The sequence below is a fragment of the Bifidobacterium scardovii JCM 12489 = DSM 13734 genome (assembly GCF_001042635.1).
In the GTDB taxonomy this organism is placed as follows: Bacteria; Actinomycetota; Actinomycetes; order Actinomycetales; family Bifidobacteriaceae; genus Bifidobacterium; species Bifidobacterium scardovii.
In genome coordinates this window covers 2,009,870-2,032,783 of record NZ_AP012331.1, presented here as the reverse complement: position 1 = coordinate 2,032,783, position 22,914 = coordinate 2,009,870, and the positions used below count along the sequence as shown (strand labels likewise).

The 22,914-nt window shown below is 66.2% G+C and carries 14 protein-coding genes, 1 other RNA gene and 1 pseudogene; 14 read left to right on the top strand and 2 right to left on the bottom strand.

What is annotated here, in order from left to right; genetic code table 11:
* Positions 1–987: a tRNA (adenosine(37)-N6)-dimethylallyltransferase MiaA gene (gene miaA / locus BBSC_RS08430; RefSeq protein WP_033518171.1), complete on the top strand. Its 987-nt coding sequence runs from the start codon at positions 1–3 to the stop codon at positions 985–987.
* Positions 988–1,225: 238 nt separating this feature from the next.
* Here miaA and BBSC_RS08425 read toward each other — a convergent pair whose 3' ends face one another.
* Positions 1,226–2,014: a Fic family protein gene (locus BBSC_RS08425; RefSeq protein ID WP_081892894.1), complete on the bottom strand. Its 789-nt coding sequence runs from the start codon at positions 2,012–2,014 to the stop codon at positions 1,226–1,228.
* Positions 2,015–2,106: 92 nt separating this feature from the next.
* Here BBSC_RS08425 and BBSC_RS08420 point away from each other — a divergent pair, with 92 nt between their 5' ends.
* From BBSC_RS08420 to secA, 10 genes and pseudogenes are all read left to right on the top strand, one after another.
* The gene (locus BBSC_RS08420; RefSeq protein WP_034535427.1) at positions 2,107–4,962 is read left to right on the top strand and encodes a DNA translocase FtsK; all 2,856 of its coding nucleotides are present in this window, start codon (positions 2,107–2,109) and stop codon (positions 4,960–4,962) included.
* Between the two features lie 105 nt (positions 4,963–5,067).
* Positions 5,068–5,724 carry a CDP-diacylglycerol--glycerol-3-phosphate 3-phosphatidyltransferase gene (gene pgsA / locus BBSC_RS08415; protein WP_033518140.1) on the top strand — a complete coding sequence of 219 codons (657 nt, stop codon included), beginning with the start codon at positions 5,068–5,070 and terminating at the stop codon, positions 5,722–5,724.
* 208 nt (positions 5,725–5,932) lie between these two features.
* Positions 5,933–6,481 (top strand): CinA family protein, encoded by a 549-nt coding sequence (locus tag BBSC_RS08410; protein WP_033518165.1) that lies wholly within the window; start codon positions 5,933–5,935, stop codon positions 6,479–6,481.
* 60 nt (positions 6,482–6,541) lie between these two features.
* Positions 6,542–7,054, top strand: a complete 513-nt coding sequence (locus BBSC_RS08405; RefSeq protein WP_033518139.1) for a helix-turn-helix domain-containing protein — start codon at positions 6,542–6,544, stop codon at positions 7,052–7,054.
* A 226-nt stretch (positions 7,055–7,280) separates the two neighbouring features.
* On the top strand, positions 7,281–7,529 hold the full coding sequence (locus BBSC_RS08400) for a DUF3046 domain-containing protein (RefSeq protein ID WP_033518138.1): 249 nt from the start codon (positions 7,281–7,283) through the stop codon (positions 7,527–7,529).
* Between the two features lie 329 nt (positions 7,530–7,858).
* Positions 7,859–9,034 (top strand): recombinase RecA, encoded by a 1,176-nt coding sequence (gene recA, locus BBSC_RS08395; protein ID WP_033518136.1) that lies wholly within the window; start codon positions 7,859–7,861, stop codon positions 9,032–9,034.
* A gap of 337 nt (positions 9,035–9,371) precedes the next feature.
* Positions 9,372–9,845, top strand: a pseudogene (locus tag BBSC_RS14255) (regulatory protein RecX); the annotation flags it as partial.
* Positions 9,846–9,915: 70 nt separating this feature from the next.
* Positions 9,916–10,287: RNase P RNA component class A (gene rnpB, locus BBSC_RS12970), an RNA gene on the top strand.
* Positions 10,288–10,609: 322 nt separating this feature from the next.
* Complete coding sequence (hpf, locus tag BBSC_RS08385) at positions 10,610–11,263, top strand: ribosome hibernation-promoting factor, HPF/YfiA family (RefSeq protein ID WP_033518133.1); 654 nt, start codon at positions 10,610–10,612, stop codon at positions 11,261–11,263.
* A gap of 265 nt (positions 11,264–11,528) precedes the next feature.
* On the top strand, positions 11,529–14,393 hold the full coding sequence (gene secA, locus BBSC_RS08380) for a preprotein translocase subunit SecA (RefSeq protein WP_033518131.1): 2,865 nt from the start codon (positions 11,529–11,531) through the stop codon (positions 14,391–14,393).
* A 531-nt stretch (positions 14,394–14,924) separates the two neighbouring features.
* Here secA and BBSC_RS12865 read toward each other — a convergent pair.
* On the bottom strand, positions 14,925–17,171 hold the full coding sequence (locus BBSC_RS12865) for an extracellular solute-binding protein (protein ID WP_051923164.1): 2,247 nt from the start codon (positions 17,169–17,171) through the stop codon (positions 14,925–14,927).
* Positions 17,172–17,532: 361 nt separating this feature from the next.
* Here BBSC_RS12865 and BBSC_RS08370 point away from each other — a divergent pair, with 361 nt between their 5' ends.
* The 3 genes from BBSC_RS08370 to trpD all read left to right on the top strand — a co-directional run bounded on the left by BBSC_RS08370 (position 17,533) and on the right by trpD (position 22,745).
* On the top strand, positions 17,533–19,548 hold the full coding sequence (locus BBSC_RS08370) for a glycosyl hydrolase 115 family protein (protein WP_081892893.1): 2,016 nt from the start codon (positions 17,533–17,535) through the stop codon (positions 19,546–19,548).
* Positions 19,549–19,779: 231 nt separating this feature from the next.
* A complete protein-coding gene (locus BBSC_RS08365; RefSeq protein ID WP_033518129.1) occupies positions 19,780–21,345 on the top strand; it encodes an MFS transporter in 1,566 nt (521 codons plus the stop codon).
* A gap of 353 nt (positions 21,346–21,698) precedes the next feature.
* Positions 21,699–22,745 (top strand): anthranilate phosphoribosyltransferase, encoded by a 1,047-nt coding sequence (gene trpD / locus BBSC_RS08360; RefSeq protein WP_033518127.1) that lies wholly within the window; start codon positions 21,699–21,701, stop codon positions 22,743–22,745.
* Positions 22,746–22,914: the final 169 nt, after the last annotated feature.

Genomic DNA, 22,914 nt, shown 5'->3' with positions numbered 1-22,914 from the left:
ATGACACAGCGCGTCGTCTCGATCGTCGGGCCGACCGCGTCCGGCAAGACCGGCCTCGGCATCGCCATCGCCAAGGCCCTGAGATCGCGCGGGCAGCGCGCCGAGATCGTGAATGCGGACGCCTATCAGATGTACCGCGGCATGGACATCGGCACGGCCAAGGCGACCGCCGAGGAACAGGCCCAGGTCAGGCATCATCTGATCGATGTCATCGAACCTGACGACGCGATGTCGGTGGCTCGATTCCAGAGTCTGGCCCGCGGGTGCATCGCCGATCTGCAGGCGCAGGGCATCCGGCCGATCATGGTCGGCGGGTCGGGCCTGTACGCGCGTGCGGCCATCGACGACATCTCGTTCCCCGGAACCGACCCGGACGTGCGCGCACGGCTCGAGGAACGCGAGAAGACCGAGGGCGCCGGCGCGCTGTTCGCCGAGCTCAAGGCCAAGGACCCCGAGGCCGCCGCGCGCATGGATCCGCACAACCCGCGCCGCACGATCCGCGCGCTCGAGGTCATCGAAGTGACCGGGCGTCCGTATTCGGCGAGCCTGCCGCGCTACCGGTACGTGATCCCGACCGTGCAGATCGGGCTCGACCTGCCGCGCGAGGAGCTCGACCGGCGCATCGACATCCGCACCAAGGCCATGCTGACCGGCGGATTCATCGAGGAGGTCGAGGCGATCCGCCCGAGGCTCGGCGTCACCGCCGGCCGTGCGCTCGGCTACCAGCAGGTGGTCGACTACCTCGACGGGCTGTGCGACCTCGAAGACACCTATGCGGCCATCGCGCAGAAGACCAAGCGCCTCGCCCGCAAGCAGATGGGCTGGTTCGGCCGCGACCCGCGCATCCACTGGCTGCAGGCGCTCAACCCGAAGCTGCTGGACAACGCGCTCGCGATCATCGAGCACGCCGACGCCGGCGACTACGACGCGATCGACGCGCGCGCCGACGAGTACACCCAGCACCATCTCGGCGACGTGGCCGCCTGACCAACCGTGTACAACCCGGGAGTGACGGTCCGCGAATCCCGGGTTGTACACGCCAATGGGCCTTCCAGCGTGTAAACCCCGGGACTCCACCGGGGCTGCTACTGGGTTTTACACGGTATAGGCCGTGTTTGCGTGTAAACCTCGGGAGATCCGTTATGGAGGTACCGGGTTTTGCACGTGGGAGGCCCATTGGCGTGTACAACCTGGTGCCGGTGGCCTACGGGACCCGTTCCGGCGGTCAGTGCGCGGGCCCCTGGTCCCATCCGGCGATGAGGAACACGCGCGTCGGGTTCGCGGGGCGCACGATCGAGGCGAACAGGCTCTCGAACCCGGCCGTGTCGCCGCGGTACGCCGCGTGCTTGGCGGCCTTGTACCCCTCGCGGCTCACCGTGCCCCAATCCAGATCCCAGCCGGCGTCATGAGCGATCCTCGAGGCGAAGATGCGCAGGATCATCGCGTTGCCGCCCTTGAACGGGTGCAGGTAGCCCAGCTCGTCGTAGATGCGGGCCAGTTCGTGCACGAACACGTCGCGGTCCATCGCGTGCAGGTTGCGCTTGTCGGCCAGCTCGGTGGCGATGTTCAGCGCGCCCGTCTCGATCAGCGCCGCGGGAAAGAAGGTGTCGGGGTTCTTCGCGATCGCCCGGTCGGAAGTGACCTCGCGCGTGGTGTTCGACGTGCGCAGCCTGCCGGCGTCGGAGAACACGCCCTCGAACAGCCCCCGGTGGATCGCCGTCATCTCGGCCAGGTCGCCGGTCGCCGGCCATCCACGCTCGATCAGAAGCACGGTCCGTGCGAACACGCTGCTGGCATGGTCCCGCGCGTGATCGTCGAGGCTGCCGTCGGCAAGCCGGCCGCCGACCACTCCCGTGGTTTCGGCGTCCGCCGCGTCGATGAGATGGGCCACATCGATCGTGCCCCGCTCGTAGTCGGCCGCGGCGCGCATCGTCGCATCGCCCGGCGTCATCGATTCCAACGCGCAGTTCTTCAGTGCAAATGCGACTGCGCTCGCACGTTCAGCTGGAGTCATAGGCTAATAGTAGCCGATAATGGCGGGAAATGAGGGCATCTTGGCCCGCCTGCGGGGGAAATGACCGGCGTTGGGTAGAATCAGGAACCGTTATGGCACGTACAGCATCCTCATCAGACAAGAAGACTTCGGGCGCGGCACCGCGCACGCGCAACGCCGACGCCGAATCGCAGGACGAGTCGGTCGGCAAAAAGATCCTGCTGGCGATCCCGCGCGCCCTGGGATCGGCGGTCCGCTCGATCACCGGCGTGGGGGAGTACGACCCGGTGTACCGCCGCGACGGCCTGTGCTTTCTCATGCTCGTGCTCGCCGTGTTCTTCTGCGCGTCCGAATGGTTCCGCGTCGACGGCGTGCTGGGCCGTGTGCTGCACGCCTTCGCCTCCGGCATCCTCGGCCTGATGAGCGTGGTGCTGCCGGTGCTGCTGGTGATCGTGGCCGTGCGTCTGATGCGCAACTCGGGCAAGGGGTCCGACAATCCCCGCGTGGTGACCGGGTGGATGCTGCTGCTGTGGTCGATCTGCTCGATCATCGACGTGGCGCTGGCCGCCGACACGCCCGGCTTCGACATCGCGGTCCTGCAGAATGCCGGCGGCCTGCTCGGCTTCGTGCTCGGCTCCCCGCTGGCGTGGGGGCTTTCCAACGTGTTCGCGATCATCGTGTTCGTGGTCGTCGGGCTGTTCGCGGTGCTGATGATCACGCGCACGCATGTGACCGATCTGCCCGATAACGCCCGCGCGCTGCAGGCCAGGATACAGGGCGAGCGCAAGACTTCGGGAACCAATGACGGCGACCAGTTCCCCAACGAGGTGCGTGTCGGCGACGAGACGCTCAACTTCGCCGAAGGCGTGCCGGCCCACGACGGCACCGACGGGGCGGGCGACGGGTCGAAGACGGCCGGCAAGCCCGCCAAGGAAGGATTCTTCGCCCGTCTCTTCTCGCGCCGGCGCAAGACCGACGACGACCGGTCGCTCGACCGGTACGCCGGCGACGATCCCTTCGACCACGCGGCCGACCGCCACGGTCAGGCCGCCGAAACCTCGCTGCTCGACCGGTCGACGGCCGTGCAGCCCCGGACCGTCTCGTCCGACGGCGGTGGCGCGTTCGGCTCGGGGCAGGACGCCGACGATACGTCCGCCCAGCGCACCTCCATCATGGGCACGTCGGGCCACACGCCCGCCGTCCGTACCGTGAGCGGCACCGCGACGCTCGCCATGCCGCAGGGGAGCGGGCCCGCCGCCCCCGCCGATCCGTGGGCCGGCATCGGCGCGGACGGCACCTCGTCGATGCCGGTGTCCGGCGGCGCGGCGGGCGGCGTGGCGGGCGGCGCACCCGGCGCATCCGGCTCCGGCGAAACGACGGTGGACCCGTCCACCGGCGAGATCCTCGACGATCCGGACGCCGCGCCCGATGCGGCGGACGCCGACCGCCCCTACCAGCTGCCCGATCTGAACCTGCTCGCCAAGGGCCAGCCCCACGCCGTGCGCACGCCCGCCAACGACCATGTGATCCAGGCCCTGACCAACACCTTCCAGCAGTTCAACGTCGACGCGAAGGTCGTCGGCTTCCTGCGCGGCCCTTCGGTCACCCAGTACGAGGTGGAGCTCGGCCCCGGCGTCAAGGTCGAGAAGGTCACCAACCTGCAGAAGAACATCGCGTACGCGGTGGCCAGCTCCGACGTGCGCATCCTGTCGCCGATCCCCGGCAAGTCGGCGATCGGCATCGAAATCCCGAACGTCGACCGCGAGATCGTGCACCTGGGCGACGTGCTGCGCTCCGACAAGGCCAGGAACGACCCGAACCCGATGCTCACCGGCGTGGGCAAGGATGTCGAGGGCCATTTCGTCACCGCCGACCTCGCCAAGATGCCGCACCTGCTCGTCGCCGGCGCCACCGGCTCGGGCAAGTCGAGCTTCATCAACTCGATGCTCACCTCGATCATCATGCGCGCCACGCCCGAGCAGGTGCGCATGATCATGGTCGACCCCAAGCGCGTCGAACTGAGCGCGTATGCGGGCATCCCGCACCTGCTCACCCCGATCATCACCGATCCGAAGAAGGCCGCGCAGGCGCTCGAATGGGTGGTCAAGGAGATGGACGCGCGCTACTCCGACCTCGAGTTCTTCGGCTTCCGCCACGTCAAGGACTTCAACGAGGCCGTGCGCGCCGGCAAGGTGCACGCGCCGGCCGGATCGAACCGCAAGGTGGCGCCCTACCCGTACCTGCTGGTCGTGGTCGACGAGATGGCCGACCTGATGATGGTCGCCAAGAATGACGTCGAAAGCTCGATCCAGCGCATCACCCAGCTGGCGCGCGCCGCCGGCGTGCATCTGGTGCTCGCCACGCAGCGCCCGTCCGTCGACGTGGTCACCGGCCTGATCAAGGCGAACATCCCGTCCAGGCTGGCCTTCGCGACCTCCTCGGCCACCGATTCGCGCGTCATCCTCGACACGGTCGGCGCCGAGACGCTGATCGGCCAAGGCGACGCCCTGTTCCTGCCGATGGGTTCCGCCAAGCCGCTGCGCGTGCAGGGGTCGTGGGTGTCCGAATCGGAGATCCGCAAGGCGGTCGAGTTCGTGCGCACCCAGCGCAAGCCGCACTATCGCGAGGACATCGAGCAGATGGCCAAGGAGGCCGACAAGGCCGCGGTCGAGCCGGACGAGGAGATCGGCGACGACATGGACGTGCTGCTGCAGGCCGCCGAGCTGGTCGTCACCACGCAGTTCGGCTCCACGTCGATGCTACAGCGCAAGCTGCGCGTCGGCTTCGCCAAGGCCGGCCGCCTCATGGACCTGCTCGAATCGCGCGGCGTGGTCGGCCCGTCCGAAGGCTCGAAGGCCCGTCAGGTGCTCGTCCAGCCGCAGGATCTGCAGGCGGTGCTCGCGTTCATCCGCGGCGAGACCAGCTCGATCCAGTCGTCGGCCCCGCAGCAGCCGGAACTGGAGCAGTAGCGGGCCTCGCCGGCGCCTCCCAAGGCGTGTTTGAGGAAACGCCCAGCCGATCCTCACCCAAGGTAGAACTGTGGGGGTATCGTGAACACTATGACTAAGGACACCATGGACAAGCAGCAGTCGCCCAAATCGTCGCTATTGGCGGGGTGGAACACACCCCCGAACCTCGTCACGTATTCACGCATCATCCTGGTGGTGATCTTCCTCGGGCTGTACATCGCGGCGGGCCCGTGGGGTGCGCGGAACTATGCGATGCGCTGGGCCGCGGCGATCCTGTTCATCATCGCCGCCTCGACCGACAAGCTCGACGGATGGATGGCCCGCAAGTACAACCAGGTCACCGAGCTGGGCAAGCTCATGGATCCGATCGCCGACAAGCTGCTCACCTGCGCCACGCTGATCGTGGCCGCCGCCTTCGGCGAGCTCGGCCCGACCGTGCTGGGGTGGATCGTCGTCGCCCTGTTCCTGCTGCGCGAGATCGGCATCACGGTGATGCGCTTCTTCGTGATCGACACGGGCGGCAAGGTCATCGCCGCCGAATGGCCGGGCAAGCTCAAGACGCTGTTCCAGTGCATCGGCCTGGCGATGCTGCTGCTGCCGTTCTGGCAGTTCGCGGGCGGCTCCGGCAGCAACCCGATGTGGCTGACCGTCTACCTGTTCGTCACGTACTTGGTGATCTACGTGGCGCTGATCCTGTGCCTGTACTCGGGCGGCATCTACCTGTACAACACGTTCCACGGCCGCAAGAAGGCCGCCAAGTAGCCGTTCGCGCCGCGTTTCGCCGCGACCTGCGACGGCAAGGAAGGGTCCGCCCCGTTCGGGCGGGCCCTTTTGTCGTATATGGGGATGGCCCGTATCGCGCTTGGTGCCCTGTGTCATGCATTATGCCCTGCTCCCCTCGGCGAGATGGCCGGAATCGCCGGCGGAATGCCCCGCGCGCCGGCCGCGGGGACTACTCTTGGGATTCATGATGAATGACGATGATATCGCCCCGCGCTGCGACGAACTGACCGCGCGGGTTCTGGCATGGTGCGAGGCGCGGGGGCTGAAGATCGCCGCGGCCGAGTCGCTGACGGGCGGCCTGCTCGCCGATGCGTTCGTGCGCATCCCCGGCGCGTCCAATGTGTTCCTCGGGTCGGCGGTCACGTATGACATCCGCGCGAAGGCGTCGGTGCTCGGCGTCGACCGCGGTCTGCTGGAGAGCGAGGGAGCCGTGCACCCCGAGGTCGCCCGGCAGATGGCCGCCGCGACCGCACGGCTGTACGCGCAGCCCGAATACGGCGACACGGTCATCGGGCTGTCCACCACCGGCGTGGCCGGTCCCGGCCCCGACGGCGACAAGCCGGCCGGGCTCGTCTACATCGGCCTGTCGCTGCCGGCCGCGGCCCGGGCGGACGGGAATCCGCTGCTGGAGGCCCGCGAGCTGCGCCTCGACGGCGATCGCGCGCGGGTGCGCCGCCTCACCGTATTACGCGTTCTGGAAAACGTGAGCCAACTCACAGCAAGTTTTGAGGAATAATCTCGTCGGGCCGGTGTTGTTCCTATTGGAACCACTGACGAGCACCTAAGGAGGGTTGCGATGGAAACGATGACCCGCATGGACGAGAAGATGAACGTGAAACAACTCAGCCCGGTGGCCGCACGCCCCGGAAGCGCGCGCATGCGCGACCTGACCCCGGCGCAGCGCCGTGCGGTGATGTTCGCCCAGCAGCAGGTGCTGGCGGCGCGTGCCGCCAAGAAGGCCAAGGATGAGCGCCAGGCGGCGCTCAGCCGGATGTGGCAGGAGGAGGATGCCGTCGAGGCGCGCCCCCACAGCGTCGCCCGTTCCCGTGACGTGGCCAGCGAACCGCATGACGTCTCCCTGCGCGAGGCGATCGGCCATGTGCTGCGCGATCTGCGCACGCGCGACCACAAGACGCTGCGCGAGGTCAGCGAGAAGGCCGGCGTGTCGCTGGGCTACCTGTCCGAAGTGGAGCGCGGCCAGAAGGAGGCCAGCTCCGAGCTGCTCAGCTCGATCGCCGAGTCGCTGGGGGTGAGCACCGCGCAGATGCTGCGCATGGTCGCCGACTACCTCGATTCGGTGGAGGCGTAACCGGCCCGGATATGGTCGGGCCGAACGGCCGGGTTGGGCGGCCGGAATGACGCGATGACGTAAGATGAGGCCCCGTCCCCGTGTGGGACGGGGCCTCACCGCGTTCACGGGGCCCTCATGGCGGTGCTTGGGGGCGGCTTCACGGCGCGGGATTGCGGGCATGCCTGCGCCGGGGGCCGACGGCCGCGGTGGTGCGGTTGCATGGCCGCATGTAGACTGGGGCACTGTGCGAGAACGGGAATTCTGGGAATTGCTTGAAGAGGTGTTCGGGCGCAGCTATGGCCGTAGCCTGTCGCGCGATCAGGGCCTGACCGCGTTGGGCGGCATGAGCGTGGTGGAGGCGCTGGCCGCCGGCGAGGAGCCGCGCACGGTATGGAACGTGCTGTGCGATCAGATGGACATACCCGATGAGCGCCGGTGGGGCAAGGACCACGTCGCGCCGCCCATGCCGGTGGACGGGCCGCGCACGGTATGACCCCGTTGCCGAGCGTGGCGCTGCATGCCGGCGGATGCCGGCACGGCGTTCCTTCAGCGTGTCGCGGATGATGCCGCGACGCGCCCGTCGTATATTCGAACAAATGTTCGCGCATTCGTCTATAGTTGTCCGCAGTGGCAAACCGCCGTCCGGCGGCGGTGCCAGCCCCCGTACGGAGACTGAAATCCCTTGCGGCAGTAAGGGTGAACGGCGGTGACACGCCCGGAGGGCAAAGCCTTCGACCACATTGGTCGGCCGGCCTTGCCTCCGAGCGGAGCCCGTCGTTACCGTGGGCGGTGACCAGCATCGCCAGAACAAGGAGAAGCATCATGGCACAGCAAGCGAACTCTTCGGCAAAGCAGCCGGAAGGGAAGGGCCCCGGCATCGACCCGCGCCGCCAGGCGGCGTTGGAGACGGCGCTGGCGCAGGTGGAGAAGAACTTCGGCAAGGGGTCGGCGATGCGTCTGGGCGACAAGCCCGAGCAGAACGTCGAGGTCATCCCGACCGGTTCGCTGGCGCTGGACATGGCGCTGGGCATCGGCGGCCTGCCCAAGGGGCGCATCGTCGAGATCTTCGGCCCGGAGTCCTCCGGCAAGACCACGCTGGCGCTGCATGTGGTCGCCAACGCGCAGAAGGCGGGCGGCGTGGCCGCGTTCATCGACGCCGAGCACGCGCTGGACCCCGTGTACGCGCGCAAGCTTGGCGTGGATACCGACTCGCTGATCGTCTCCCAGCCCGACAATGGCGAGCAGGCGCTGGAGATCGCCGACATGCTGATCCGCTCGGGCGCACTCGACGTGATCGTCATCGATTCGGTGGCCGCGCTGGTGCCGAAGGCCGAGATCGAGGGCGAGATGGGCGACAGCCACGTCGGCCTGCAGGCGCGCCTGATGAGCCAGGCGCTGCGCAAGATGACCGGCGCGCTTGCGCAGGCCGGCACCACGGCCATCTTCATCAACCAGCTGCGTGAGAAGATCGGCGTGTTCTTCGGCAACCCCGAAACCACCACCGGCGGCAAGGCGCTGAAGTTCTATTCGTCGGTGCGTCTCGACATCCGCCGCATCCAGACCATCAAGAACGGCGACGAGGCGGTCGGCAACCGCACCAAGGTCAAGGTCGTCAAGAACAAGATGGCCCCGCCCTTCAAGCTGGCGGAATTCGACGTGCTGTACGGCGAGGGCATCTCCGAGGAGGGGTCGGTCTTGGACATGGCGCTGCAGTGCGACGTGGTCAAGAAATCGGGGTCGTGGTTCACCTACGACGGCGACCAGCTGGGGCAGGGCCGCGAGAACGTGCGCAAGTTCCTCAAGGACAATCCCGAGATCACCAAGGAGATCGAGACCAAGGTCAAGATGGCGTTCGGCCTGATCCCGCCCGAGGAGCCGGAAGGCGAAGCGGCGGCTTCGGAAGGCGGCGCTTCGGCGCCCGCCGCCGGCGTCGACGGGGCTGCCCGGACCGCGGACAAGGCCGCCAAGACCCCGGCGAAGGCCGCCGCCAAGGCGTGACATGATCAGTGCGGAGGAGTTCCTCTCCCGGCGGGGCGTCGACGTCAATCAGGCCATGGATGACCGGAACAGGGGATCTGGCGTCGTCGGCGCCGGGGCCGCTCATGCCGGGTTCGCCGGCGATGCGGGCTATGCCGTCGGAGTCGACGTTACGTTCGACTCCGACGCCGATGCGGAAGCGCCCGGGACGGATGGCGGTGCATGGGGCCGGCGTGGTCGAGGTGGTTGGCGTGGTCGGTCCGCCGCTCGTGGCCGGAGCGGTGCGGAGGCTCGGGGAGGTCGCCGTCGGAGCCGGCGTGGCGGTTTCGAGAACGCGTCGCCGGGCGCCGGCATCGGTGCCGGTGTCGAGGATCCGAAGGATCTCGACGCCTGCCGTGAGGCGGCGCTGCGCTTGCTGGATGCGGCGCCGCGTGCGTCGGGCGCGCTGCGGGAGCGTCTGGTCGCCAAGGGATATGACGCGGATGTGGCCGATGACGTCATTGAACGCCTGACCCGCGTGCAGCTGCTGGACGACGACTCCTATGCGCGGTCCTCCGTGCGGTACTGCGCCGGCAGGCTGCTCGGTGCCCGCGCCACGGTGACGGAACTGACCCGCAAGGGCGTGGACCGCCGGTTGGCCCAGCAGGTGGTGTCGCAGGCCGAGGAGGACGGTGTGTTCGAGGAGGCCGCCTGGGAGCTCGGACGCCAGTACGCGCGCAAGACGCAGGGCATGGATCCGGACAAGCGCAGGCAGCGTTTCTGGTCGGCGGGCGGGCGCAAAGGGCACAGCCCCGAGACGCTGCAGCGGATCTCGCGCGAATTGTTCGCGTGAAGAGGCGCCAAGTCTTGCGGCAATCGCTGGCGTTGCCGGGAAATCCAGGCGATATGTATAATGGTGCGTTCGAGACCCCTTGATGGCCGCGATCGCGATCGTTCATTCGACGGGATTGAGGAACTTCCGGGCTCCGCAGAGCACGATGGCGGATAACGTCCGCCCAGGGTGACCTGAGAGATAGCGCAGCAGAGAACAGACCGCCCGTCCTCGACGGGTAAGGGTGAAACGGCGGTGTAAGAGACCACCGGGCCTCTGGTAACAGCAGGCCGCATGGCAAGCCTCATCGGGAGCAAGGCCAAGCAGAAGGCGCTGGAGGGCTGCTCGCCCAAAGCCTTCGGGTAGGCTGCTAGAGCCTGGCGGCGACGTCAGGTCGAGATGGATGGCCATCCGCGCCGCGCAAGCGGCGTGACAGAACCCGGGGTATAAGGGGTCTCACATACCTTTCCATGTTTCCATGTCGGGTGCCCCCGTGGAGGCGCTCCGTATACGAGTTCCCTATGGCCCGCCATGCACCGGGCATATGGCGTGGTGCGCCGCCGCGCGCCGATCGGCCCTATGGGTTGGTTTCGGGTTGGTCTGGGCGCCACATCCCAGTGTATGTACGGCCATGTTTCGGCCGATATGCGGAAAAGAAACATTTTTCTTCGGGCGAGTTCCCTGACGTTCACCGTTCGTTCGGCTACAATAAAACTTACCGACGGCGAAGTCGCCGTTCGGTTCGCAAATAGCGGGTAGCACCGCTTGAGTCTAGGGAGGTCCACATGGAAATCGTCGTTACCGGACGCCACACGCAGATCAAGCAAAGGTTCCGTGATGTCGTCGAAAGCAAGATGAATCGTGTGACCGCTATCGCCCCGGACGCCCAGCGCGCGCAGATCGTGCTGACGCACGAGGGCAATCCTCGCCAGGCTGATACCGCCAAGCGAGTGGAAATCACCGTCATCGCGGGGCGCACCGTGGTGCGCGCCGAGGCGTCGAGCACCGATGAGTTCAGCGCGCTGGATATGGCGCTTGACAAGCTGACGCTGCGTCTGCGCCGCACGCGCGACCGCCGCAAGGATCACCGCCGTGGCTACGCCAACCCGGCGCCGATCGATCTGGGCGTGGTCGAGCCCCCCGTCGAGGAGTCGGCCGAGGAGGAGCCGAACAACAGCCCCGCCGCCGCCGTCGCCTCCGATCTGGGTCCGGGCGAGTCGGTGGAGGTGCAGGTCGGGGACACCCCGATCGTCATCCGCCGCAAGCTGCACATCGCCGAGCCGATGAGCATCGACGAGGCCCTGTACGAGATGGAGCTCATCGGGCATGACTTCTTCCTGTTCGTCAACAAGGAGACCGGTCGCCCGTCCGTCGTCTACCACCGCCACGGCTGGAGCTACGGCGTGTTCGAGATCGACACCCCGGAGAACGTGCAGTAGTGCCCGGAAACGGCATGAGACGCGATCGCCGGCCGGCATGAGCCGAAGATGAAGGCGAGGGGTCCGCGCGGGTTCGTCCGCGCGGACCCCTCGTCATGTCTCGCCGCGGGCCTTCGGAAGGGACGAACGGGGAGGGGCTCGGCGAAACGCGCGAGACAATATGCGTGAAAATCGGCGTGTTCGCGTAGTATGGACGAAGTTTGTGCCTGACTTGCACCAAGTTGGGTTATGCTCGTTTACGGTAAACAACTAATAGGAGCAAAACGTGGTAGATATCGTCGACAAAGCCCTGCGTATGGGCGAAGGCCGCCAGATCAAGAAGCTCGAGGGCGTGGCCAAGGCCGTGAACGCGCTGGAGGACGAGATCGCTGCACTCAGCGATGAGGATCTCAAAGGCCAGACCGCCAAGTTCAAGCAGCGCATCGACAACGGCGAAAGCTTGGACAAGCTGATGCCGGAGGCCTTCGCCACCGTACGCGAGGTGTCCAAGCGCACCCTCGGCCAGCGTCACTTCGACGTGCAGCTTATGGGCGGCGCCGCCCTGCACTGGGGCAACATCGCCGAAATGAAGACCGGTGAAGGCAAGACCCTGGTCGCCACCCTGCCGAGCTACCTCAACGCGCTCGAGGGCAAGGGCGTGCACGTCGTGACCGTCAACGACTACCTGGCCAGCTACCAGAGCGAGCTCATGGGCCGCATCTACCGCTTCCTGGGCCTGAACGTCGGCTGCATCATCACCGACCAGAAGCCGCCGGAGCGCCGCAAGCAGTACAACGCCGACATCACCTACGGCACCAACAACGAGTTCGGCTTCGACTATCTTCGCGACAACATGGCGTGGGAGAAGAGCGACCTCGTGCAGCGCGGCCACCGCTTCGCCATCGTCGACGAGGTCGACTCCATCCTCATCGACGAGGCCCGTACGCCGTTGATCATCTCCGGCCCGGCCGAGGGCGACGTGACCCGTTGGTACCGCCAGTTCGCCCGCTTGGTCCCGAAGCTCATCCGCGACGAGGACTACGAGGTCGACGAGAAGAAGAAGGTCGTCGGCATCCTCGATCCGGGCATCACCAAGGTCGAGGACTTCCTCGGCATCGACAACCTGTATGAGCCGAACAACACCGCGCTGATCGGCTACCTCAACAACGCGATCAAGGCCAAGGAGCTCTTCCTGCGCGACCGCGACTACGTCGTCACCAACGGCGAGGTGCTCATCGTCGACGAGCATACCGGCCGTATCCTGCCGGGCCGCCGCTACAACGAGGGCCTGCACCAGGCCATCGAGGCGAAGGAGGGCGTCGAGGTCAAGGCCGAGAACCAGACCTTCGCGACCATCACGCTGCAGAACTACTTCCGCATGTACGACAAGCTCGCCGGCATGACCGGTACCGCCGAGACCGAGGCCGCCGAGTTCATGGGCACCTACAAGCTCGGCGTGCTGCCGATCCCGACCAACAAGCCGATGATCCGCCAGGACAACGACGATCTGATCTTCCGCACCAAGAAGGAGAAGCTGGCCGCCATCGTCAAGGACGTGGCCAAGCGCTACCACAAGGGGCAGCCGGTGCTGCTGGGCACCGCCTCCGTCGAGTCCTCCGAGGTCGTCTCCTCGCTGCTCGACGTGGCCAAGATCCCCCACCAGGTGCTCAACGCGAAGCAGCACGAGCAGGAGGCCGCCGTCGTGGCCGTCGCCGGCCGCAAGGGCGCCGTCACCGTGGCCACCAACATGGCCGGCCGTGGTACCGACATCATGCTCGGCGGCAACGTCGAGTTCCTCGCCGACGCCAAGCTCAAGGCCGACGGCTATTCCCCCGAGGACACGCCGGACGAGTACGAGAAGCGCTGGCCGGGCACCCTCGCCGAGATCAAGGAGCAGGTCAAGGACGAGCATGAGGAGGTCGTCAATCTCGGCGGCCTGTACGTGCTCGGCACCGAGCGTCACGAGTCCCGCCGTATCGACAACCAGCTGCGCGGCCGTTCCGGCCGTCAGGGCGACCCGGGCGAGTCCCGCTTCTACCTGAGCCTCGAGGACGATCTGATGCGTCTGTTCAACACGCAGCTCGTCGCGCGCGTCATGGCCAAGGGCATGCCCGAGGGCGAGCCGATCGAGGCCAAGAGCGTGTCGAAGGGTGTGCGCACCGCGCAGAAGGCCGTCGAGTCGCGCAACTTCGAGATCCGCAAGAACGTGCTCAAGTACGACGACGTGATGAACAAGCAGCGTACGGTCATCTACGCCGAGCGTCAGGCCGTGCTCAAGGGCGAGGACATCCACGAGGATATCGAGCGCTTCATCGCCGATACCGTCGAGTCCTACATCAAGGGCGCCAACAACGGTTCCGAAAAGCCGAAGGACTGGGACTGGGACGGCCTGTTCAAGGCGCTGAAGACCGTGTTCCCGATCAGCTTCGACATGGAGGCGGCCAAGGACGCCGCCGGCAAGGAGAAGGGCGAGAAGGCCGTCGAGGCTGTCCGCGACGTGATCGTGGAGACCATCAAGGCCGAATACGCCAAGTTCGAGACGAAGGTCGGCTCGGAGGGCCTGCGCCAGCTGGAACGCCGCGTGGTGCTCGCCGTGCTCGACCGCAAGTGGCGCGAGCACCTCTACGAGATGGATTACCTCAAGGACGGCATCGGCCTGCGCGGCATGGGCCAGCGCGATCCGCTGGTCGAGTACCAGCGCGAAGGCTACCAGATGTACAACTCCATGATCGAGGCCATCAAGGAGGAGAGCGTCCAGCTGCTCTTCCACGTGGATGTCGAGCAGGTCGCCCGCACCGAGGAGGCCGCCGAGGAGTCCGTCGACGCCGCCGCTGTGGCCGCCGGGCCGGACGAGAACGGCGAGACCGAGGCAGAGGCCGCCGAAGGCGAGGTCGAGGACGAGCAGTCCAAGCAGGCCATCGCGGAATCCGCCGCCGCCTCCGAGGCCGGTGAATCCACGCTGCCCGTGACCGGCCCGGCTCCGATCAGCCACGCCGAGGGCAAGGTCCCCACCTCCAAGCGCCCGAAGAGCGAGGAGCTTCGCACGCCGTGGTCCGACGGACGCACCTTCCCGGGCACCGGCAAGAACGCCCCGTGCCCGTGCGGTTCGGGCCGCAAGTACAAGATGTGCCACGGCCAGAACGAGCAGTGATTCGCCGTACGGTATCCGCCTGAAATGAGTAGCGGCTCCCCTCGATCCAATGAGGGGAGCCGCTACTCATTTTCATGGGAATCATGCGAACCAGTCCACGGCCGTGATCTGGATGTATTGCTTTTCCGATCCGTTCGGTCCGATACGGCTCGCTATGGAATCGATCTCGGATGTATCGCTGATACCGATTCCAGATTCCGGGACGAGAACAGCGTGCCCAGGGTAGGGACATGGAAAACGGCTGAACTCTCCAATCCATCCAGATCCCTGATGTCGTGTCGCTGCGTGACATTTTTGAATAAATTGTTAGTTACGGTTATCAATCGCCTGGAATTCTCGGTAATTGTCAGTTATAACTGACAATTTTCCGTATGGGGACATGTTCGCCGGAAGCGCCGGCATCTTCTTGCCGGACAAGCGCGCGAGTGACGCATGCATGACGGGTCACCTCACGCGGAAACCGTAGGATTGGGCGTATCCGATGATGCCTTGCTGCCAGTCGGCGAGCTGGGAGACGGAGTCTCCGCCGCCCTATTTCACCGTGAAGCCCTGCGAAACGGCGTAGCGCTTGAGGCGGGCCTCCCACTCGGGCAGGAGATCGGCGCTGTGGCCGCCGGGGCGCAGCGCGGGCGCGATGAGCCGGGCGAATTCGGCGTCGAGCTGGCTGTAGAACGGCAGATTGTCCCAGTCGCGGTTCACGCGGGCGGCGGACTTGGCATAGATGTCGTAGATCGGCTGGCCGAAGTACGGGTCCGTGGTGCCGCGGCGGGTCAGGTCCTCCACGTAGCCGGCCGCCGCGGACACGCCGCCCGGCGCGCGCAGTTCGATGGAGGCCGGGTCGAGCTGGAACCAGCGCATGAAGGTCAGGGCGGCCTGCTGCCGTATCCTCGGCAGGCCGGCGCTCATCGCCAGCGTGGAGCCGCCGATCTCCGCGGTCCGCACCTGGCTCGGGTCGATCACTCCCGGCGGCAGCGCCACCTTCCACAGCCCCTTGTCCGCCGGATAGGAGGAGGCCAGGATCTTGCCGAGCCAGTTCGCGTACGTGACTGTCAGGTAGGTGCCGGATTTCGGCAGCATGTAGCGGTTGTCCCACATTGGTTCCGCGTTGAGCACGCCGGCGTCGATGCCCTGCTGGATGAAGTCGGCGATGATGCGCGCCGGCTCGTCGGTCATGTGGAAGGTGATGGTCGAATCGTCCTCCACGGTCCACAGCTTGACGTCCGACGAGCGGAACGAGGCGAGGTAGTGCTGCACGTCCGTGGTGTCGATCAGCCCCATGTACCGCCCGGGGTTGCGTGCGTGCAGGGCGACGCCTTCCTCGTAGAACTGGTCCCAGGTGACAGGCGGCAGCAGACCGTAGCGTTCGAACAGGTCGGCGCGGTAGAACATCACGGTCTGCGACTGGTCGCCCGGGATGCCGTACAGCCTGCCGGCGTAATGCGCCGACTGCCAGGCCGCCTTGTCCACCAGGGCGCCGATCTCCTGTTCGACGCGCCAGTCGGACAGATCCTGCAGGGCGCCGGATGCGGCCAGCTGGGGGAGCGCGGTGCGTTCCACGTTGATGATGTCCGGTACGGAACGATGATTGATCACGCGCTCCCAGTACAGGGCCAGCGTGTTCTCCTGCGTGCGCCCCTCGATGGGGTCGATGACGATATGCGGATGCGTGCGCATGAATTCGTTGAGGCGCGGCATCGTCTCGTTGAACGCGTTGGACAGCATCGTGATGACGATCGTGTCGCTCGATCGCGTGATCTCCGCGTAGGGGCCGAGTTTCATCGTCGAGCGCTTGCTTGGATTGACGGTGTCGCGCGCCGTGAATCGGGCGCCAAGCGAGATCGGCTCGGGCCGGGCCGCGGCGGGATTGCGCACGGCGTCCACCAGCGCGTCCGCGGCGCGCTCGGCCATGTCGGCGCCGCGTATGTCGACGGTGCTCAGGGCCGGGGTGAGCAGCGAGGCCATTTCGGTGTTGTCGAAACCGATCACCGACACGTCCTCGGGGATGCGCAGGCCGTTCTTCCTCGCGGCGGCGATGAACCCGGCTGCCAGCGCGTCGTTGAACGCGAAGACCGCGTCGGTCGGCCGGATCAGGTATTGGGAGACAGCCTTGGATCCGCCGCTGATGTTCGGATCGCACTCGCGCACCACGCGGTACGTCATGTCGTAGCGGAACGCGGCCGCGCGGATGTACCGGCGCCGGTATTCGTTCGTCCAGGATCCGGCCGGGCCGGCCAGATAGGTGATGGAGGTGTGCCCGCTCTCCTTGAGCGCGCGCACGGCGTCGTCGATGGCCTTGGCCATGTCCACGGTGACGCTGGCGAGCCCGGGAATGGCGCGGTTGAGCAGGATCACCGGCTTGACCAGCAGGATGCGGCGGATGTCCGGTTCGCTCAGTCGCGAGGAGATCAGGGCGACGCCGTCCACGCCGCGCATCACGTACGACATCGCCCGTCGCTCGACCGCGGGCTTCTCGTCGGTGTCCAGGATGATGAGACCGTACCCCTTGGACTCCAGACGGCGCTGCATCGCGTTGGCGATCGCGGCGTACAGGGCGTTGTTCAGCGTCGGCACGATGGCCGCCAGCATGCCGGTAGCGGGCAATTCGCCGGCATCGCCGGCCGATCCGGGATCCAGATAGCCCAGCTGCTCGGCGATACGGCGGATGCGGAACTCGGTCTTCGCGGCGACCCGTCCGGGCTGGGACAGGGCGCGCGAGACGGTCGAGGGATTGACGCCGGCCTCGCGCGCGATGTCGTAGATGGTGGTCTTCTGCCTCATGATGCTTCCTCGCCGTCGCTCGTGCTCCGCGTCATTGATTCGTGTGCTCTGTCTGGCTCCCCTCGCTGAGGGGAGCCGTCGGCGTAGCCGACTGAGGGGGAGACCGTGCGTATCGGCTTGATATCAAGCGTTCTCGGGAGTGCTCCCCTCAGTCCGCTTCGCGGCCAGCTCCCCTCATAGAGGGAAGCCAGACGACAACGCGTCGCCTCCCGCAATCCTGCTGGCAATATTATGGCAACCTTTGGCAACAAACGCAACGGGGCTGCGGACCCGCGCGATCATGAATCATGTCAGCGGTTCGGGCGCGTAGGAGCGCGGAACCGCGAAGCCAAGCCACGAGACAAGTTCACCTGGAGGAACCATGTCTATTTCCATCACGTCCACGACAACGGTGACGGGCGCCACGCCGTCGACCGCCGTGGCGTTCGCGGTCGAGGACATCGAGCGTGACCTGAAGAACACCATTGCGCCGAGCGACGCCAAGGGCGCCGACATCGTGCTGGTCGACGAGCCGCACGGCCCGGAGGCCTACGAGGTGCGCGTGTTCGGCGGCAACCTCGAGATCCACGCCGGCGACGATTTCGGCTTCATCTTCGGCCTGTACGCGGTGAGCCGCGAGGTGCTGGGCGTCAAGGACTTCTGGTTCTGGAACGACCAGCGGTTCGAGCCGGTGCAGGCCATCGAGGTCGCCGACGACTTCGCGCTCGAATCCAAGCCGACCGCCGTCAAGTACAAGGGCTTCTTCGTCAACGACGAGGTGCTGCTCGAGGACTGGCAGGTCGACAACGACAAGGAGAAGCCGTGGCGCCTGGCCTTCGAGACGGTGTACCGTCTCGGCGGCAACATGGTCATCCCGGGTTCCGGTCAGCGTGGCGAGCCGCACCTGAAGCTCGCTCAGGACATGGGCTTCTACATCAACCAGCACCACGCCTGCCCGCTTGGCGCGCGCATGTTCGCCGCCGCCTACCCGGGCGTGCAGGCCAAGTGGCCGGAGGAGGAGCCGAAGTTTGAGGCCTTGTGGCGTGAGGCGATCGAGGCGCAGAAGGGCAAGCGCACCGTGTGGACGCTGGGTTTCCGCGGCCAGGGCGACCAGCCGTTCTGGAACGCCGACCCGCGTTACGCCACCGACGAGTCCCGCGGCAAGCTGCTCTCCGAGATCATCCAGCGCCAGTACGATCTGGTGCAGGAGTCCGACCCCGGCGCGCAGTGCTGCATCTACCTGTACGGCGAAGCCATGGACCTGTACCGCAAGGGTGTGCTGACCTATCCGAAGCAGGTGGCCAAGATCTGGGCCGACAACGGTTTCGGGCGCATGGTCTCCCGCCGCCAGGATAACTGGAACCCGCGCGTGCCCGCCATGCCGACGAACGACGGCGACAACGGCATCTACTTCCACGCCAGCTTCTACGACCTGCAGGCCGCCAACCACACCACCGACATCTGCAACGACCCGCGCCTGGTGGCCAAGGAGCTCGAGGACGTGATCGACAACGGCGGCGCCGACGTGTGGATCATCAACGCCTCCAACATCAAGCCGCATGTCTACTTCCTCAACTTCATCGCCGCCCTGTGGCGCGAGGGCAGGATCGACTTCGAGAAGGTCGCCAGGGACTACATCGCCGAATACTACGGCGAGGATAACGTCGACGCCGTGTTCGGCCTGTACGAGGAGTACTGGAAGGCCGCCGTGCAGTACGGCCCGAACTGGGACGACCACGCCGGCGAGCAGTACTTCAACCACGTGCCGCGCATGCTCATCACCCAGTGGCTGCGCGACGGCAAGGCCCCGGCCGAGGACCTGCGCTGGATGCACGACGCCAGGAGCCTCAAGGAACAGATCGTCTTCTACCGCGATCTCATCGCTCCGGCCGTGGCCCGCTACGACGAGCTCGCCGACAAGGTCGAGCTGGCGGCGATCAGCGCCGAATTGCGCGGCGAGTCCGATGCGGCCGAGCTGATCCGCGATTCGGTCGGCGTGGAGGTCGGCATCTACCGGCACTCCGTGGCCGCGTCGGTGCATGTGTGCGACGCGCTGCTCAAGGGCTATGACGAGGACTGGCAGCATGCCTTCTACGCCGCCGGTCTGGCGGCCGAGGAGTTCACCGCCGGCGACCGCGCGATGCGCGACCGCGAGCACGGCAAGTGGGCCGGCTTCTGGCGCAACGACTGCCTGACCGACGTCAAGCAGTCGGCGTGGGTCGCCAAGCAGCTCATGGGCTACCTGCGCTGCGTGGGCGACGGTCCGCACTACTTCCAGTGGCTGCGCGACTTCACGTACCCCGAGTGGGAAAAGGACGTGTTCGTGATCATGAACATGGAGAACCACCCCACCGACGACGAGATCTTCGACGCCATGAAAGCCAAGTGGCAGAAGTAACTCTCAGTGCTGGCTCCCCTCTCTGAGGGGAGCTGGCCGCGGAGTGGACTGAGGGAGTGTAAAGACCCCTTGTTCGCTCCCCTCAGTCTCACTGCGTTCGACAGCTCCCCTCGTCAGAGGGAAGCCTGAAAAGAGTGTTCACAGGATTCGGGGTGCCTCCCGAATCCCGCGAGAGAAAAGAAAATCCGGCTGCGGGGTGCCTCCCGCGGCCGGAATGGAAAGGATGCTGCAATGACACAGCAGGCAACCACTCCCGAGGCTAAAGCGCCCCAGGGACGTAAGATCAAGCTCATCAACGCGGTCGGATACGCGTTCGGTGACTTCTACGGCGGCGGCTTCGGCCAGATCGCCACCTACCTCACCCTGTTCTGGACCACCTTCGCCGGGCTCAAGGTGGCGCAGGCCGGCTCCATCGTCGGCATCGCGACGATGCTCGCCGCGTTCTCCGCACTGGTGTTCGGAACCCTGTCCGACAACCTGTACAAGTACAGGATCGGCCGCAAGTTCGGCCGCCGCCGCTTCCTGATCCTGCTGGGCGTGCCGCTGCTGCTGGTCACCATCCTCATGTTCGTGCCGGGTATGCCGTTCTGGGCGTACTTCGTGGTGTACGCGCTGTGGATCATCGCCAACCAGCTCATCATGACCCCGTACTCGGTGCTCCCGAACGAGATGACCACCGACTTCAACGGCCGCACCATGCTCTCCACCACCCGCATGCTGTTCTCCGGCATCTCCACCGCCGTGATCCCGCTGGGCATGGCCGCCTTCCTGAACGCGCTCGGCGACAAGAAGAGCTCCTCCTACACCATCTCCATGGGCTTCTTCATCGTGCTGTTCGCGGTGTTCGTGTTCATCGCCTACAAGTCCACGTGGGAGCTGACGCCCGAGGAGGCCGGCTTCGACGAGGCCGCCATCGAGGCAGAGAAGAAGGAGCCGTTCGACTTCGGCAAGTGGCTCAAGGGCGTGGCCGACATCTTCATCGGCTACTTCTCGACCCTGCGCAACAAGACCTTCCGCAAGCACATCATCATCTATCTGCTGGGTCAGTCCTTCCTCGACATCTTCGGCCAGGTGTGGCTGTTCTTCGTGCTCTACAACCTCAACAAGCCGGTGGCCTTCGGCTCCGCCCTGCTCGGCATGGCCCTGATCGGCGAGCCGCTCAAGCCGGTGTTCGGCTGGATCTTCGCCAAGCTCGGTCCGCGCAAGATGTTCTCGCTGAACTTCGCGGGCGCCATCATCGGCCTGCTTGGCCTGTGGGGCCTGTGGCAGACCTCCGCCCAGAACGGCACCGCCGTGTGGAACGCCCTGCTGTACGTGGTCATGGTCTGGTGGCTGATCTTCCGCGCCATGACGTGGTTCATCCCGTGGAACGTCTTCCCGTTCATCCCGGACGTCGACATGATCATGGCCGGCGAGAACCGCGGCGGCCTGTACATCGGCTTCCAGCAGTTCGCCCGCAAGATCACCGCCGGCCTGTCCGCCATGGCCTGGGGCTGGTACCTCGGCGCCAACGGATTCGTCGAGGAGGCTTTCAAGGCCGGCAAGCCGCAGCCCGATCAGGCGGTCAACGCCATCGGCAACGTGCTGGTGTGGTGGATCATCGTCGGCCTGGCCGTCGCGTGGATCGTGTCCTTCACCATGAAGCTCGACAAGAAGACCGACGCCGTGCTGCTCAAGGAGATCGATCGTCTCAAGAACGGCGGCAAGAAGGCCGACGTCGAGCCGGAGACCAAGAAGATCGTCGAGCAGCTCACCGGCATCAAGTACGAGAAGTGCTGGCCGCAGACCGCCGAGTGATGCGACGGGCCTGACCTACGACCGATATCGTCGAACCGGCCGGTTGCAGACGGCCGGCCGGCGGTATCGCGCTGGCTCCCGCTGGCGGGAGCTGTCGAACGAAGTGAGACTGAGGGTGGTCACCATGAGCAACCACCCTCAGTCAGCTTCGCTGACAGCTCCCGCCAGCGGGAGCCTGCATATGTGCGCTTCGCGCACGGGCTCCCCTCCCTGCGGGGAGCTGTCGCCGGAGGCGACTGAGGGGAGCCAGCTCAGATTTTGCAATATGGAAGTTTCGGGGGACTGTAACGCCGAGCCATTACAATAAGCGGCGGATATACATCACACGGCGTATATGCGCCAAGGAGGGCATCATGGCCGAGATCACATGGAAGTCGATTCTCACCAAGCTGGTCGGGGGAGACCACCTGAGCGCGGGGGAGTCCGAGTGGTTCGTCGATGACCTGATGAAGGGCAACGCGAATCCGGCCGCCGTCGGCGCGGCGCTCGCCATGCAGGAGCAACTGGGGCTGACCGCCGACGAGGTGTCCGGCGCGGCCAAGGCCATGGTCTCGCACGCGGTGCCGCTGAACGTCTCCGGTGAAACCACCGATATCGTCGGCACCGGCGGCGATGGTTTCGCCACGGTGAACCTGTCCACCATGGGGTCGGTCGCCGCTGCCGCGGCCGGCGTGAAGATCGTCAAGCACGGCAACCGTGCCGCATCCTCCAAGTGCGGCGCCGCCGACGTGCTCGAGGACCTCGGCCTGCCGCTGGACCTCAAGCCAGAGGCCGTCGGCGAGGTCGGCGACGAGGTGGGCATCACCTTCGCCTTCGCCCGCACCTTCCACCCGGCCATGCGCTTCGTCGGCCCGATCCGCGCCGCGCTCGGCATCCCGTGCGTTTTCAACATCCTGGGACCGCTGACCAACCCGGCCAACCCGGCGCATGTGGCCATCGGCTGCGCCAACCGCAAGATGAGCCCGATCATGGCCGCCGTGTACGCGAGCCGCGGCCAGTCCGGACTGGTCTACACCTCGCACGAGGGTCTGGACGAGCTGGCCCCGACCGGCCCGGTCTCCGTCTGGGAGATCCGTGACGGCAAGGTCAGCGAAACCGACTTCGACCCGACCGTGGACCTTGGCCTTGCCAAGATCACCGTCGAGCAGCTCAAGGGCGGCGTGCCGGACATCAACGCCGCCGCGTTCAGGGACTTCCTGGCCGGCAAGGACATCCCGTCCCGCACCACCGCGCTGCTCAACGCCGCCTCCGCCATCGTGGCCGACGGTAACCTGGTCGGCGGCGGCACGCTGGCGGAGCGCTTCGCCGAGGCCTACAAGCTGGCTGAGGAAACCGTCGATTCCGGCAAGGCCGAAGCCCTGTTCAACAAGTGGATCGAAACCGCCAAGTCCAAGGCGTGACCCAAGCTCCAACGACACCGGCTCCCCTCTATGAGGGGAGCTTTTTTATGCCTGGCCGCGCCGAATCCGGCATAATCCCTCCGACGGGGACGACTCGCGAAGCGAGGCCGGGAGCGGTTGCCGCGGGGTCTTCGGTATATGTCCCGGCAACTTTGGCAACCTGCGGCAA

Coding starts and splice junctions, on each gene's coding strand:
- miaA (WP_033518171.1), top strand. CDS start 1: ATGACACAGCGCGTCGTCTCGATCGTCGGGCCGACCGCGTCCGGCAAG.
- BBSC_RS08425 (WP_081892894.1), bottom strand. CDS start 2,014: ATGACTCCAGCTGAACGTGCGAGCGCAGTCGCATTTGCACTGAAGAAC.
- BBSC_RS08420 (WP_034535427.1), top strand. CDS start 2,107: ATGGCACGTACAGCATCCTCATCAGACAAGAAGACTTCGGGCGCGGCA.
- pgsA (WP_033518140.1), top strand. CDS start 5,068: ATGGACAAGCAGCAGTCGCCCAAATCGTCGCTATTGGCGGGGTGGAAC.
- BBSC_RS08410 (WP_033518165.1), top strand. CDS start 5,933: ATGAATGACGATGATATCGCCCCGCGCTGCGACGAACTGACCGCGCGG.
- BBSC_RS08405 (WP_033518139.1), top strand. CDS start 6,542: ATGGAAACGATGACCCGCATGGACGAGAAGATGAACGTGAAACAACTC.
- recA (WP_033518136.1), top strand. CDS start 7,859: ATGGCACAGCAAGCGAACTCTTCGGCAAAGCAGCCGGAAGGGAAGGGC.
- hpf (WP_033518133.1), top strand. CDS start 10,610: ATGGAAATCGTCGTTACCGGACGCCACACGCAGATCAAGCAAAGGTTC.
- BBSC_RS12865 (WP_051923164.1), bottom strand. CDS start 17,171: ATGAGGCAGAAGACCACCATCTACGACATCGCGCGCGAGGCCGGCGTC.
- BBSC_RS08370 (WP_081892893.1), top strand. CDS start 17,533: ATGTCTATTTCCATCACGTCCACGACAACGGTGACGGGCGCCACGCCG.
- BBSC_RS08365 (WP_033518129.1), top strand. CDS start 19,780: ATGACACAGCAGGCAACCACTCCCGAGGCTAAAGCGCCCCAGGGACGT.
- trpD (WP_033518127.1), top strand. CDS start 21,699: ATGGCCGAGATCACATGGAAGTCGATTCTCACCAAGCTGGTCGGGGGA.